This is a genomic window from Mycobacterium sp., from assembly GCF_046091765.1.
In the GTDB taxonomy this organism is placed as follows: Bacteria; Actinomycetota; Actinomycetes; order Mycobacteriales; family Mycobacteriaceae; genus Mycobacterium.
This window is the reverse complement of the sequence record NZ_JBJTCF010000114.1, coordinates 1-12,745: the sequence shown is the minus strand read 5'-3', so window position 1 is coordinate 12,745 and position 12,745 is coordinate 1. Positions and strand designations below refer to the sequence as shown.

General features: G+C 70.8%; 13 protein-coding genes and 1 pseudogene. 4 read left to right on the top strand and 10 right to left on the bottom strand.

Annotation, left to right across the window (positions count from 1 at the left end; genetic code table 11):
• Positions 1–80: 80 nt before the first annotated feature.
• Positions 81–1,067, bottom strand: coding sequence for a bifunctional riboflavin kinase/FAD synthetase (locus ACKOB8_RS12600; protein WP_526377717.1), 987 nt, complete (start codon positions 1,065–1,067; stop codon positions 81–83).
• An 88-nt stretch (positions 1,068–1,155) separates the two neighbouring features.
• Between ACKOB8_RS12600 and ACKOB8_RS12595 the strand changes: the two genes are divergently transcribed.
• Together ACKOB8_RS12595 and ACKOB8_RS12590 are read left to right on the top strand one after the other, a co-directional pair.
• Complete coding sequence (locus tag ACKOB8_RS12595) at positions 1,156–1,524, top strand: DUF732 domain-containing protein (RefSeq protein ID WP_526377715.1); 369 nt, start codon at positions 1,156–1,158, stop codon at positions 1,522–1,524.
• A 3-nt stretch (positions 1,525–1,527) separates the two neighbouring features.
• Entirely contained in the window at positions 1,528–2,025 is a 498-nt protein-coding gene (locus ACKOB8_RS12590) for a CAP domain-containing protein (protein WP_526377713.1), read from the top strand.
• A gap of 4 nt (positions 2,026–2,029) precedes the next feature.
• Here the strand turns inward: ACKOB8_RS12590 and truB are convergent, their stop codons facing one another.
• The 4 genes from truB to ACKOB8_RS12570 are packed head-to-tail and all read right to left on the bottom strand — an operon-like array spanning position 2,030 to position 6,246.
• Positions 2,030–2,914 carry a tRNA pseudouridine(55) synthase TruB gene (gene truB, locus ACKOB8_RS12585; protein ID WP_526377711.1) on the bottom strand — a complete coding sequence of 295 codons (885 nt, stop codon included), beginning with the start codon at positions 2,912–2,914 and terminating at the stop codon, positions 2,030–2,032.
• Complete coding sequence (gene pptT, locus ACKOB8_RS12580) at positions 2,911–3,603, bottom strand: 4'-phosphopantetheinyl transferase PptT (protein ID WP_526377709.1); 693 nt, start codon at positions 3,601–3,603, stop codon at positions 2,911–2,913. Before pptT ends, truB begins: the two co-directional genes overlap by 4 nt.
• On the bottom strand, positions 3,600–4,535 hold the full coding sequence (gene pptH, locus ACKOB8_RS12575; RefSeq protein WP_526377707.1) for an ACP phosphodiesterase PptH: 936 nt from the start codon (positions 4,533–4,535) through the stop codon (positions 3,600–3,602). The genes pptT and pptH overlap by 4 nt, the downstream gene beginning before the upstream one ends.
• 31 nt (positions 4,536–4,566) lie before the next feature.
• The gene (locus ACKOB8_RS12570) at positions 4,567–6,246 is read right to left on the bottom strand and encodes a CocE/NonD family hydrolase (protein WP_526377824.1); all 1,680 of its coding nucleotides are present in this window, start codon (positions 6,244–6,246) and stop codon (positions 4,567–4,569) included.
• Between the two features lie 116 nt (positions 6,247–6,362).
• On the opposite strand from ACKOB8_RS12570, the gene ACKOB8_RS12565 reads away from it, so the two are divergent.
• A complete protein-coding gene (locus ACKOB8_RS12565; protein WP_526377705.1) occupies positions 6,363–7,127 on the top strand; it encodes an enoyl-CoA hydratase in 765 nt (254 codons plus the stop codon).
• 9 nt (positions 7,128–7,136) lie between these two features.
• Here ACKOB8_RS12565 and rbfA read toward each other — a convergent pair whose 3' ends face one another.
• From rbfA to rimP, 5 genes are all read right to left on the bottom strand, one after another.
• On the bottom strand, positions 7,137–7,589 hold the full coding sequence (gene rbfA / locus ACKOB8_RS12560) for a 30S ribosome-binding factor RbfA (RefSeq protein ID WP_526377703.1): 453 nt from the start codon (positions 7,587–7,589) through the stop codon (positions 7,137–7,139).
• 18 nt (positions 7,590–7,607) lie between these two features.
• The gene (gene infB, locus ACKOB8_RS12555) at positions 7,608–10,253 is read right to left on the bottom strand and encodes a translation initiation factor IF-2 (RefSeq protein WP_526377701.1); all 2,646 of its coding nucleotides are present in this window, start codon (positions 10,251–10,253) and stop codon (positions 7,608–7,610) included.
• A 70-nt stretch (positions 10,254–10,323) separates the two neighbouring features.
• Positions 10,324–10,605, bottom strand: coding sequence for a DUF448 domain-containing protein (locus tag ACKOB8_RS12550; protein WP_526377699.1), 282 nt, complete (start codon positions 10,603–10,605; stop codon positions 10,324–10,326).
• A gap of 110 nt (positions 10,606–10,715) precedes the next feature.
• Complete coding sequence (nusA, locus tag ACKOB8_RS12545) at positions 10,716–11,741, bottom strand: transcription termination factor NusA (RefSeq protein ID WP_526377697.1); 1,026 nt, start codon at positions 11,739–11,741, stop codon at positions 10,716–10,718.
• On the bottom strand, positions 11,738–12,271 hold the full coding sequence (rimP, locus tag ACKOB8_RS12540; protein ID WP_526377695.1) for a ribosome maturation factor RimP: 534 nt from the start codon (positions 12,269–12,271) through the stop codon (positions 11,738–11,740). The genes nusA and rimP overlap by 4 nt, the downstream gene beginning before the upstream one ends.
• A 111-nt stretch (positions 12,272–12,382) precedes the next feature.
• Here rimP and ACKOB8_RS12535 point away from each other — a divergent pair.
• Positions 12,383–12,745 (top strand): annotated as a pseudogene (locus ACKOB8_RS12535) (hypothetical protein); the annotation flags it as partial.

Below are 12,745 nucleotides of genomic sequence, written 5' to 3'. Positions count from 1 at the left end.
TCGGCGCCGGCCACCGCGAACTGCAGCAGGCGCAGTGATCACCCTAACAACGGGGACAGCGCTCGGGCGAATCGCGCAGGTCAGCGCTGAGACGCCAGGATCGCCCGGGCGCGGTCGGTGTCGCGCCGCATCGCCGCGACCAGCCCGTCGACCGAATCGAATTTCGCCTGGCCGCGGATGCGGGCGATGAAGTCCACCGCGACGTGCTGGCCGTACAGGTCGGCGTCGGCGTCCAGCACGAAGGCCTCGACCGTGCGGGTCCGGCCGGAAAAGGTGGGGTTGGTGCCAATCGACACCGCAGCCGGGTAGCGCTCGCCGGGCTGAAGCGGTCCGGCGGCCGGACCCGCGCCGGAGCGGCCCAGCACGGTGAACCAGGCGGCGTAAATGCCGTCGGCCGGTATGGCCGAGTACATCGGCGGGGCGATGTTGGCGGTAGGGAACCCCAGTCCCCTGCCCCGTCCGTCACCGCGCACCACCACGCCCTCGACGCGGTGCGGGCGACCCAGCCCGTCTGCTGCGGCCACCACGTCGCCGGCGTCGACGCAGGCACGGATGTAGGTCGAGGAGAACGTGACCGTCTCGCTCTGGTGCTCCTCGGTGACCAGGGAGACCGACTGCACGAGGAATCCGAGGCGCTCCCCCGCCTTGCGCAGGGTGGCGACCGTGCCGCCCGCCTTCTTTCCGAACGTGAAGTTCTCGCCGACGACCACCTCGGTGACGTGCAGCCGTTCGACGAGCAACTCGTGGATGTAGCGCTCCGGGGTCAGCCGCATGAAGTCGGCGGTGAACGGCATGACCAGGAAGACGTCGACGCCCATGTCCTCGACCAGTTCGGCCCGGCGCGCCAGGGTGGTCAGTTGCGCGGGGTGGCTGCCGGGGAACACGACTTCCATCGGGTGCGGATCGAAGGTCATCAGCACGGTCGGCACGCCGCGCGCGCGGGCCGCTTTCACCGCCCGCGCGATCAGCTCGGCGTGACCCCGGTGCACCCCGTCGAACACCCCGATTGTCAGCACGCAGCGGCCCCAGTCCGAGGGAATCTCGTCCTGCCCACGCCAGCGTTCCACGCCCACCAGCCTACGGCGCGTACCGGGCCCGGCGCCGAAAGCGCCGCCTTCGCAGGCGGGCCGGCGCGGAATTTGGGACACTTCTGTGATGGACCTCCGACGAGTCCCCGGCACCGCCCTGATCGCGGCCGCCTGCACCGTTTCCGCCCTGGCGGTGGCGCCGCCCGTTCAGGCCGACACGGTGGCCTACCTGGTGAACGTGACCGTACGGCCGGGATACAACTTTCCCAACGCCGACGCGGCACTGGCCTACGGAAACGGGATCTGCGAACGGGTACGCCAGGCTCCGACGTACTCCGATGTGGTCGGCCAGGTCAAGACCGACTTCAACACCGATGATGACTACCAGGCGGCGTATCTGATCAACCAGGCCGTCAACGAGCTGTGCCCCGCACTGATATGGCAGTTGCGCAACTCCGCGGTGCACTACACCGGCGGCCCGGACCTGGGGAGCTGAACGATGACGATCCACCGGCCGCTCGCGGCCCTGGCATCCCTCGCACTGGCCCTGGCCGGGCCGGCCGTCGTCGCCCCGGTCGCCCCGGTCGCCTCAGCCGACAACTCGCGGCTGAACAGCGGGGTCGTCGCCAATGTCTACACGCTCCAGCATCAGGCGGGGTGCACGAGCGACATCAAAGTCACCCCGGCGCTGCGGCTGGCCGCACAGTGGCACGCCCGCGATGTCCTGAACAACCGGACGCTCGACGGCGACCTGGGTTCGGACGGATCGACGCCGCAAAGCCGCGCTGCCGCTGCCGGTTTCAACGGAGTGGCGACACAGACCGTCGCGATCAATCCGGCCCTGGCGATCAACAATCTCGACGTGATCAACCAGTGGTACTACAACCCGGTCGCCTACGCGATCATGACCGACTGCGCGAACACCGCGATCGGGGTGTGGTCGGAGCACAGCCTGGATCGCTCGGTCGTCGTGGCGGTCTACGGCAGGCCCGCCTGACCAGTCAGAGCGTCGCGGGGCGGATCACGACCACGGACTTGGTTCCGCGGTCACGGTCCTGCAGCAGGGCGATCACCCGCCCGTCGGGGTCGGTGGCCGCGTAGATCCCGGGCAGGCCCGCCGCGGGCAGTTGCCGGCCGTGGGCCGCGTCGCCGGCCTGCGCGGCGGTGATGTCGCGGCGCGGGAAGCTCAGCAGACAGGCCTCGTCGAGGGTGTGGCTGAGGGTGGGGTTTTCGACGAGTTCATCGAGGGTGTGCGCCTGCTCCAGCCGGTAGCCGCCGACCCGGGTCCGGCGCAGCGCGGTCAGGTGTCCCCCGACACCCAGCGCGGCGCCCAGGTCGCGGGCCAGGGCGCGGACGTAGGTGCCCGACGAGCAGTCGACGGCCACATCGAGGTCGACGAACGGCGCGCTTCTGCGGATGGCCAGCACGTCGAACCGGTCGATGCGCACCGTCCGTTCGGCCAGCTGCACGTCTTCGCCCGCGCGGACGAGTTGATAGGCCCGCCTGCCACCGACTTTCACGGCGCTGACCGCCGAAGGCCGCTGCCGGATGTCACCGCGCAGCGCGGCGACCGCCGCGTGGAGGTCCTCATCGCCGACGTGCGTGGCCGGGATGTCCGCTACCGTGTCGCCCTCGGCGTCATCGGTGGTGGTGGATCGGCCCAACCGGATCGTCGCCGCGTAGGACTTCGACGCCGCGGTCAGCAGACCCAGGATCTTGGTGGCGCGTTCGACGCCGACCACCAGGACACCGGTGGCCATCGGGTCCAGGGTGCCCGCGTGCCCGACCCGGCGGGTGCCGAAGATACGGCGGCAGCGGGACACCACGTCGTGGCTTGTCATTCCGGCCGGCTTGTCGATCACGACGATGCCCGCGGGAACGCTCACAGCACGATCGCCGTCAGCACCAGACCCCCGGACACCGACCAGCGGCCGGCCAGCTCCCGAAGCGGAGGCCCGGACCGTGCCGCGGGGTCGACCAGGATCGTCGAGACGAAGCTGCCTGCCGCGCCGGCCGGGTGCGCCCCCGCATCGGAGCCGGTATCGAGCTCAAAGCTCACCTCGGCATCCTCGAATCCCAGCCAGCGCGACGTCAGCGGGAACCACGCCTTGTAGGTGGCCTCCTTGGCGCAGAACAGAATGCGGTCCCAGTGCAGGCTGGACGGCAGCGCGGTGATCTGCTGGCGTTCCTGCGGCAGGCTGACGGCCGCAAGCACCCCGACGGGCAGCTCGTCGTGGGGTTCGGCGTCGATACCCACCGAGCGCACCGCCGGAGTGCGGGCCACCACCGCGCCCCGATACCCCTCGGTGTGGGTCAGGCTGCCCACCAGTCCATCCGGCCAGCGCGGTTCGCCCTTCTCCCCCTTCAGTATCGGGGACGGCGGCACACCGAGGCGTTCCATGGCGATGCGCGCGCAGTGCCGGACGGTGACGAACTCGTTGCGCCGCTTGGCCACCGATCGCTCGATCAGCACCGCCTCTTCCTGCAGCGGCACCAGTCCCGGCGGATCTCGATACAGTTCGGCATAGACCAGTTCGTCGAGTTCGGGCAGCACCGCCGCGATCAACTCGCTCATCCGCGTCTGGCGCGCAGACGCGCCCGGAATGTCTCCGCCTGCTCGCGCATCTCGGGGGTGATCACGAAGTGGCCGCCGAACTCGTTGAGATATCCGGGGGCGTAGTCGGGATCGGGCAGCACTTGACGCAGCCACCGGTACGGCTTGCGCCGGTGCCACTCCCGGGGGTAGCCGACCGACACCTCCTCGAAGCGCACCCCGTCGTACCAGGTCGTTCGCGGAATGTGCAGATGGCCGTACACCGAGCAGACGGCGTTGTATCGGGTGTGCCACTCGGCGGTGGCCACGGTGCCGCACCACAGCGAGAACTCCGGGAAGAACAGGGCCTCGCACGGTTCGCGGCGCAGCGGGAAGTGGTTCACCAGCACCGTCGGGACCACCCAGTCCAGCTCGTCCAGCCGCGCCCTGGTGTAGGCCAGCCGGTCGCGACACCAGGCATCCCGGGTCGCGTAGGGCTCGCAGGAGAGCAGGAACTCGTCGGTGGCGAAGACGTTGCGCCCCTTGGCGATCGCCAACCCCTCGGCCTTGGTGGTCGCGCCGGGGGGCAGGAATGTGTAGTCGTACAGCAGGAACATCGGCACGATGACCGCGGGGCCGCCCGGGCCGGTCCATGTCGGGTAGGGATGTTCGGGGGTGAGCACACCCATCTCGTCGCACATCTCGACCAGGTAGTCGTAGCGGGCGCGGCCGAACACCTGCACGGGGTCCTTTCCGGTCGTCCACAATTCGTGGTTGCCGGGCACCCAGAGAACCGTCGCGAAACGCCGGCGCAACAGGTCCAGCGACCACCGGATGTCGTCGGTACGGTCCGCGACGTCGCCGGCGACGATCAGCCAGTCCTCCGGCGTCGTCGGGTACAGCGATTCGATGACCGGCTTGTTGGCGCTGTAGCCGGTGTGCAGATCGCTGATCGCCCAGAGCGTGGCTGCCACAGCAGATCAGCCTAACGGCGCTCTGCTGCCCTCACCGATCCCGCCGGTCCGGCTCCCATACCGGCTCGTCACGCGGCGGACGCCGGCCCACCAGCAGGTGGGAGTCGTAGGCGCCTCCGCCGTAGAGCACGCAGCGGCCTGCCCGGCTGGCCTGGTAGCCGGCGGGGAACTGTCCGGTCAGCGGGTTCCGCGGGTAGTGCCAGGAGCCCCGGATGTCCAGACGCAGCGCATCGCCGGCCCGCAACCGTGTCGCCTGCGGGCGCAGCGCGATGTCGACCGGGACGACCTCGCCGGCCTCGAGGGGCTGCGCCCGCCGATGGGTGTAGACCGGCTGCCACGGGGTACTGAGGGCATCGTCGTGCTCGCGGTGGGCGACGCGCTGCCAGCCCCGGGTGACCATGTCGAAACCGAACCCGTAGGACCCCTCGAACACGCACTCCTTCCCCTGCCGGAACTTGCGCACGCCCACGAAGAGATTCGCGTCGCGGGTTCCCTTCAAGCCGATCCAGAGCCGCAGCGCGAGATGCCCGATGAGGTCGAGGTCCTCGTCCACCGACCACCACAGCGACACGGCCCGCCGGTCCCGCAGCCCGAATTCCACCGTGCTCGCCTGCGGCGGCGGCTCATCGGACAGCCGGTGCCGGTCGACATCGAGGTGCAACGCCGACCAGGTGAGATCGGCCGGTGGCCAGTGGGATTCGCCGACGACCGCAACCGGGTCGGGGCCGTGGTCGTAGACGGCCAACCGGACCGCGGGTGTGTCCTGCCAGCCGTTGGCCTCGCCCTTGAGGAAGTGATCGAAGAATGCCGCCCGGGCGGCCACCGCCTCGGCGGAGTAGAAGGCCGACCACTTGCCGTCGCGGTGGGTGTACAACCAGCGCTGCGGCGAGGAGACCCGGCGGAATGCCTCGAATGACCCGCGGGTGTGCAGACTGTGGTCGGAGAAACTGCCGCAGACCAGCATCGGCACGTCGATGCGCTCCAGCGCCGGCGCATGGGTCTCATACCAGGTGTCGCGTTCGGTGCGCGCGACGAATTCGGGTCGCATCTTCTGCGTCATCCGGGTGTGGCGCGCGGTCAGCGCGCTCCACATGATCGTGAAGCCGTCCTCGCGAACCCCTCCGGGATAGGCCAGGTCGCGATAGACGTCGCTGAAGCCCTCCCAGGGGCAGATCGCCGCGAGGTGCTTCGGGTGGGTGGCCGCTGCTCCGTACTGGCTGATCGCGAGGTAGGAGACGCCCATCAATCCCACCCGCCCCGAGCTCCACAGCTGGGTGCCGGCCCACTCGATCAGGTCGTGGTAGTCCTGGTGCTCCTGGCCCGACAGCAGTTCCCCGATGCCCCCCGAGGTGCCCGCGCCGCGCAGGTCTGCGTTGATCACCGCATAACCCCGCGGCACCCAGGTGGCCGGGTCGGGCGCCTCCCACCCGGTCCACTCGGAAAACCAGATGGGGTGCGGCTGGGGGAAGGCGCGATACTGGGTGCTGGGGTGACGCCGGGCGGATTTGGCCGGGATATTGTCCTTGCCGTAGGGATGCGCGGAGAGGATGACCGGCACGGGCGCGTCGCCTTCTGGCCGAAAGACGTTGACCCGCAGCACTGTTCCGTCACGCACGGTGACCGGGACATCCCAGTCGGTGATCATCCCGTCGGGATGGGGCAGGACGGTCACGTCGGGGTTCCGCGCGTTGCGCAGGCGCCGCAGCGCCATCAGGATCCGGCTTGCCACCCTAGCCCCCGGCCTGACCCGCAGGGAATATCGCCACCCGATCAGCAAACCATGCGGGGGCACATCCGGCGATGACAGCACCGGGCTACGGTGAGGCCATGACTGCCGAGGCCACCGACATCCTGCTGACCGAGACCGACGACCGGGTGCGGACCCTCACGCTGAACCGCCCGGCTGCCCGCAACGCGCTGTCCTCGGCGCTGCGCAGCCGTTTCTTCGCCGCGCTGCGCGAGGCGGAGGCCGACGACGCTGTCGATGTGGTGATCGTGACCGGCGCCGACCCGGTGTTCTGCGCCGGGCTGGACCTCAAGGAACTCGGCGACACCACGGAACTGCCGGACATCTCGCCGAAGTGGCCGCCGATGCGCAAGCCGGTGATCGGGGCGATCAACGGGGCAGCCGTCACCGGGGGGCTGGAGCTGGCGCTCTACTGCGACATCCTGGTCGCCTCCGAGCGGGCGCGCTTCGCCGATACCCACGCCCGGGTGGGCCTGCTGCCGACCTGGGGGCTCAGCGTGCGGCTGCCGCAGAAGGTCGGCGTCGGCATGGCCCGGCGGATGAGCCTGACCGGCGACTATCTGTCGGCGTCCGACGCGCTGCGGGCCGGTCTGGTCACCGAGGTGGTCCCGCACGAGAACCTGCTGCCGGCCGCCCGGGCGATCGCCGCCGCCATCGTGGGCAACAACCAGAAGGCGGTGCGGGCACTGCTGGACTCCTACCACCGCATCGACACCGAGCAGACCGCTGCGGGGCTGTGGCTGGAGGCCGAAGCGGCCCGGGCCTGGATGCGCGCGGCCACCGGCGACGACATCGCCGCCAGTCGGGCATCGGTGATCGAACGGGGCCGCGCCCAGGTTCGCTGAGCCTTCGGCTCAGCCACCCCGGCCCGGGGTCTCCTCCGCGTCGCGATAGGGGTGCGCATCCCCGGCGGGGGTGGCTTCGGCCCGCTTGCGGGCGACGTCGGCGTCGGCGGCCTTGGCCCGGGCCAGCAGTTCGTCGACGCGGTGCGCGGTGTCGGGGACGGTGTCGAGCTCGAAGCTCAGCGTGGGCGTGAAGCGCACACCGGTGCCTTCGCCGACCTTCGTCCGCAGCAGGCCTTTCGCACTTTCCAGGGCCGCCGCGACACCGGCGTAGTCCGGCTCCTCGTCGAGAGCGCGTCCGAGCACCGTGTAGTACAGCGTGGCGTCGTGGAGGTCTCCGGTCACCTTGGCGTCGGTGATCGTCACCCCGACCAGTCGGGGATCCTTGATGTCGTACTCGATCGCCGAGGCGACGATGGTGGAGATCCGCTTGGCCAGCCGCTTCGCCCGCGCGGGATCAGCCATCAGCAGGGCTCATGCCGGCTAGACCCGTTCCTTCTCGACCAGTTCGTAGGTCTCAATGACATCGCCCTCCTTGATGTCGGAATAGGTCAGCGTCAGGCCGCACTCGAAGCCCTCGCGGACCTCGGTGACATCGTCCTTCTCCCGGCGCAGCGAGGAGACCGTCAGGTTCTCCGCGACGACGACATTGTCGCGCAGCAGACGGGCTTTGGCGTTGCGGCGGATGATCCCCGACTGCACCAGGCAGCCCGCGATGTTGCCGACCTTGGAGGAGCGGAACAGCGCACGGATCTCGGCACGGCCGAGTTCGCGCTCCTCGTAGATCGGCTTGAGCAAGCCCTTGAGGGCCTTCTCGATCTCGTCGATCGCCTGGTAGATCACCGAGTAGTAGCGGATCTCCACCCCCTCGCGGTTGGCCAGTTCGGTGGCCTTGCCCTCGGCGCGGACGTTGAAGCCGATGATGATGGCGTCCGACGCCGAAGCCAGGTTGACGTTGGTCTCGGTGATGCCACCGACACCGCGGTCGATGACCCGCAACTCGACCTCCTCGCCGACATCGATGCCGAGCAGGGCCTCCTCGAGCGCCTCGACCGTGCCGGCGTTGTCGCCCTTGAGGATGAGGTTGAGCTGGCTGGTCTCCTTCAGCGCCGACTCCAGGTCCTCCAGGCTGATCCGCTTGCGGGTCCGGGCGGCCAGGGCGTTGCGCTTGCGCGCGCTGCGGCGGTCGGCGATCTGGCGCGCGATGCGGTCCTCGTCGACGACCAGGAAGTTGTCCCCGGCGCCGGGAACCGAGGTGAATCCGATGACCTGGACCGGACGGGACGGGAAGGCCTCTTCGACGTCTTCGCCGTGCTCGTCGACCATGCGGCGCACCCGGCCGTAGGCGTCGCCGGCCACCACCGAGTCACCGACGCGCAGGGTCCCGCGCTGGACCAGCACGGTGGCCACCGGGCCGCGACCGCGGTCGAGATGGGCCTCGATCGCCACACCCTGGGCCTCCATCTCGGGATTGGCCCGCAGGTCCAATGCGGCGTCGGCGGTCAGCAGCACCGCCTCCTCCAGTGCGGTGATGTTCGTGCCGTTCTTCGCCGAGATGTCGACGAACATGGTGTCGCCGCCGAACTCCTCGGGAACCAGGCCGTATTCGGTGAGCTGACCGCGGATCTTCTGCGGGTCAGAGCCTTCCTTGTCGATCTTGTTGACCGCCACCACGATCGGGACGTCAGCCGCCTGCGCGTGGTTGATGGCCTCCACCGTCTGAGGCATCACGCCGTCGTCGGCGGCCACCACCAGGATCGCGATGTCGGTGGCCTTGGCCCCGCGGGCGCGCATCGCGGTGAACGCCTCGTGACCGGGGGTGTCGATGAAGGTGATCGGGCGTTCCACTCCGTCGTGCTCGACGGCGACCTGGTAGGCGCCGATGTGCTGGGTGATACCGCCGGCTTCGCCCTCGCGGACGTTGGCCTGGCGGATCGTGTCGAGCAGACGGGTCTTGCCGTGGTCGACGTGTCCCATGACGGTCACCACCGGCGGGCGGATCACCAGATCCTCCTCGCCGCCCTCGTCCTCGCCGTAGCTCAGGTCGAAGGACTCGAGCAGTTCGCGATCCTCGTCCTCGGGTGAGACGACCTGGACGACGTAGTTCATCTCGCCGCCGAGCAACTCGAGGGTCTCGTCACCGACCGACTGGGTGGCGGTGACCATCTCGCCGAGGTTGAACAGCGCCTGCACCAGCGCGGCGGGGTTGGCGTCGATCTTCTCGGCGAAGTCGCTCAGCGACGCGCCTCGGGCCAGCCTGATGGTCTCGCCGTTGCCGTGCGGCAACCGCACACCGCCCACCACGGGGGCCTGCATCGAGTCGTATTCCTGACGCTTCTGCCGCTTGGACTTGCGCCCGCGCCGCGGTGCGCCGCCGGGACGTCCGAACGCACCGGCCGCACCCCCGCGCTGCCCGGGTCGCCCGCCGCCACCGCCGCCGGGGCGGCCCCGGAAGCCGCCCGGTGCGCCCGCCGGGGCGCCGCCGCCCGGAGCGCCGGTGCGGTAGTTTCCGCCGCCGGGCCTGCCGCCCTGGCCGGGAGCCGGCCGGGCTCCGCCGCCGGGCCGCGGCCCGCCGGGTCGCGGCGGTCTGCCGACCCCGCCGCCGGGGCGGGGCGGCATGCTGCCCGGTGTGGCTCCGCCGGGGCGGGGCATGCCGGGACGCGGCCCACCGGGTCCCGGTCGGGGGATCTGCGGGCGCGGAATCGGGCGTTCGACCGGCTGTGCCGAGGAGAACGGGTTGTTGCCCACCCGGGGCTGGCGCGGAACGCCGGGTCGGGGACCCGGCCGCGGACCGGCCGCCGGCTGCTCGGGGGCCGGGACCGGAGGCGGAGCCGCGACCGGCCCGGCGACCGGTTCGGCAACCGGTTCGGCCACCGGCGGCGGGGCCGCGACGGCTACGGCGCCCTCGACCGCCGAGGCGGCGGACTTCTTCGGGGCGGCCTTCTGGGGGGGCTTCTCGGGCGCCTTCACCCCGCCGAACGACTCGCGCAACCGGCGCGCGACCGGGGCCTCCACGGTCGAGGACGCCGACTTGACGAATTCGCCCTGCTCGCTGAGGCGAGCCAGGACTTCCTTGCTGGTGACACCGAGTTCTTTCGCCAACTCGTGCACGCGGGCCTTGCCTGCCACTCCATCTCCATCTCTCGAGGGCGGTGGGTAGGCCGCGCCTCGGGTTTAGCTACGACGAGTCATCGGGACTTCACGGTGTGCTCATGTTCTTCGCTGCCTTCTGCTCCAGGGCCGGGCGGTGGAGCCTCGTGAGGTATTCCACCACCGCGGACGTGTCCGGCGTACCGGGGATGCGCAGCGCTCGGGCGAAGGCGCGCCGCCGGATCGCTGCCGCCAGGCAGTGATCATCAGGGTGTAACCAGGCACCCCGCCCCGGGCCGTGGCCGGCGGTGACGGCGAGAGCGGTCGGACCGCTTCCCGTCGTCCCCGTCGTCCCCGCCGACTCCGCGTCGGGAGCCGCTACTCGGAGCATGTCGACAGCCAACCCTCGTTTCCGGCAGCCGACGCAGGTCCGCACCGGTCCGGTGGGGCGACACGTCCGCGCGGCCGGAATCTCGCGCTGGATCACGGCTCAGTCTAGCGTCACCGCTGTTCGGCCGGGACTCCGGGCGGGTCCCCGGCGGGCTCGACGTCGCTGCGGATGTCGATCCGCCAGCCGGTGAGCCGGGCGGCGAGCCGGGCGTTCTGGCCTTCCTTGCCGATGGCCAGCGACAGCTGGAAGTCGGGCACGATCACCCGGGCGGCGCGGGCGGTGGCATCGATGACCTGGACCGACACCACTTTCGCCGGCGACAGCGCGTTGGCCACGAACCGGGCCGGGTCGTCGTCGTGGTCGATGATGTCGATCTTCTCCCCGGCAAGCTCGCTCATGACGTTGCGGACCCGCTGGCCCATCGGGCCGATGCAAGCCCCCTTGGCGTTGAGCCCGGGCACCTTCGAGCGCACCGCGATCTTGGACCGGTGCCCGGCCTCCCGCGCCACCGCGACGATCTCGACCGACCCGTCGGCGATTTCGGGGACCTCCAGGGAGAACAGCTTGCGCACGAGGTTGGGGTGGGTGCGCGAGAGTTCGATCCGGGGCTCGCGCATCCCCCGGGTGACGCCCACGACGTAGCAGCGCAGCCGCTCGCCGTGCTCGTAGCTCTCCCCCGGAACCTGTTCGGCGGGCCGGATCGTGCCGTCCGATCCCTTGGCTTCGGTGCCGAGCCGCACCACGACGTTGCCGCGGGCGTTCTCCCGGGCGTCGCGCTGGACGACGCCGGCGACGATGTCTCCCTCGCGGGCGGAGAACTCGCCGTAGACCCGCTCGTTCTCGGCGTCGCGGAAACGCTGCAGCATCACCTGGCGGGCGGTGGTCGCCGCGACGCGCCCGAAGCCCTCCGGGGTGTCCTCCCATTCGCTGACGACGGTGCCGTCCTCGTCGAGCTCGGTGGCGATCACCTGGACCGCGCCGGTCTTGCGGTCGATCTCGATCCGGGCCTCGGGCTGGTGACCCTCGGTGTGGCGGTAGGCGGTCAGCAGAGCGGACTTGATGGTGTCGAGCAACTCGTCGACCGAAATCCCCCGGTCCACTTCGATGGCGTGCAGCGCGGCCATGTCGATGTTCATCCCGCTGCTCCTGCCCGGCCGGCGGCATCGCCGAGCACGGCCAGTTCCTCGGGGCTCGGCGGGGAGAACTCGACCTGCACGACCCCGTGGCGGATGTCGGCCAACGGCACCTTGCGCACCGTCCATCCCCCACCACCGCGAACCGCCACCTCGACCGCGCCGTCGGCGATCCGCCCGAGTCGTCCACCGAGAACGGTCGCGTCGGCGAGGTGGATCTCCACCCGCCGGCCCCGGGCCCGGCGGAAGTGCCTCTCGGCCGTCAGCGGGCGGTCCACGCCGGGCGAGGTGACCTCCAGCACGTAGCCGCCGGTGTCGAGGGGATCGAGCAGGCTGGCGGCAGCCCGGGACAGTTCGGCGAGGTCGTCCAGACTCGGTGGGGTGTCCCCGTCGGCGACCACCGTCACCCGCGGCGGGCGGCAGTTCTTCTCGACGGTGACGTCCTCGATCTCGTAGCCCGCGCGCGCGAAATCATCCTCAAGTAGCTCCGTCACCTGCTCGGGCGACGGCAATCCCGGGGGCCGCTGCGTCACGGCGGGCTCCTCGTCTTGAGTTGTTCTCGTCGGCCGCGTTCGCACCCGGCTCGTCGGATCCAACCCCTAACGATACGCCAGCAGGCGGGGCGGCAATGGCAGGATGTTGGCGTGCCAGACCCTGATCGCAGCTGCGAGGTCAGCCGGCGGCGCGCACTGGCCGTGCTGGCCGCGGCACTGCTCGGGCCGGCCGCGGTGGCCTGTTCCTCGCAGCCGCCGCCGCCCGACCCGCTGGAGGCCGAGCTCGAGGCCGCCCGCGCTGACAGCGAGCTCGCGGCGGCCGCGGCCAAGGCCGCTCCCCGCGAGGTGGCACCCGCTCTGGCGATCGTCGCCGACGAGCGGGCCCGTCATGCCACCGCCCTTGTCGAGGAACTGGCCCGCGCGGCCGGCAAGCCCACCCCGACACCGACGGCGCCGGCCCCGACGACCACCGCCCCGGCGGCGAACACCGCGCCCCCGCCCCCGCCCCCGACC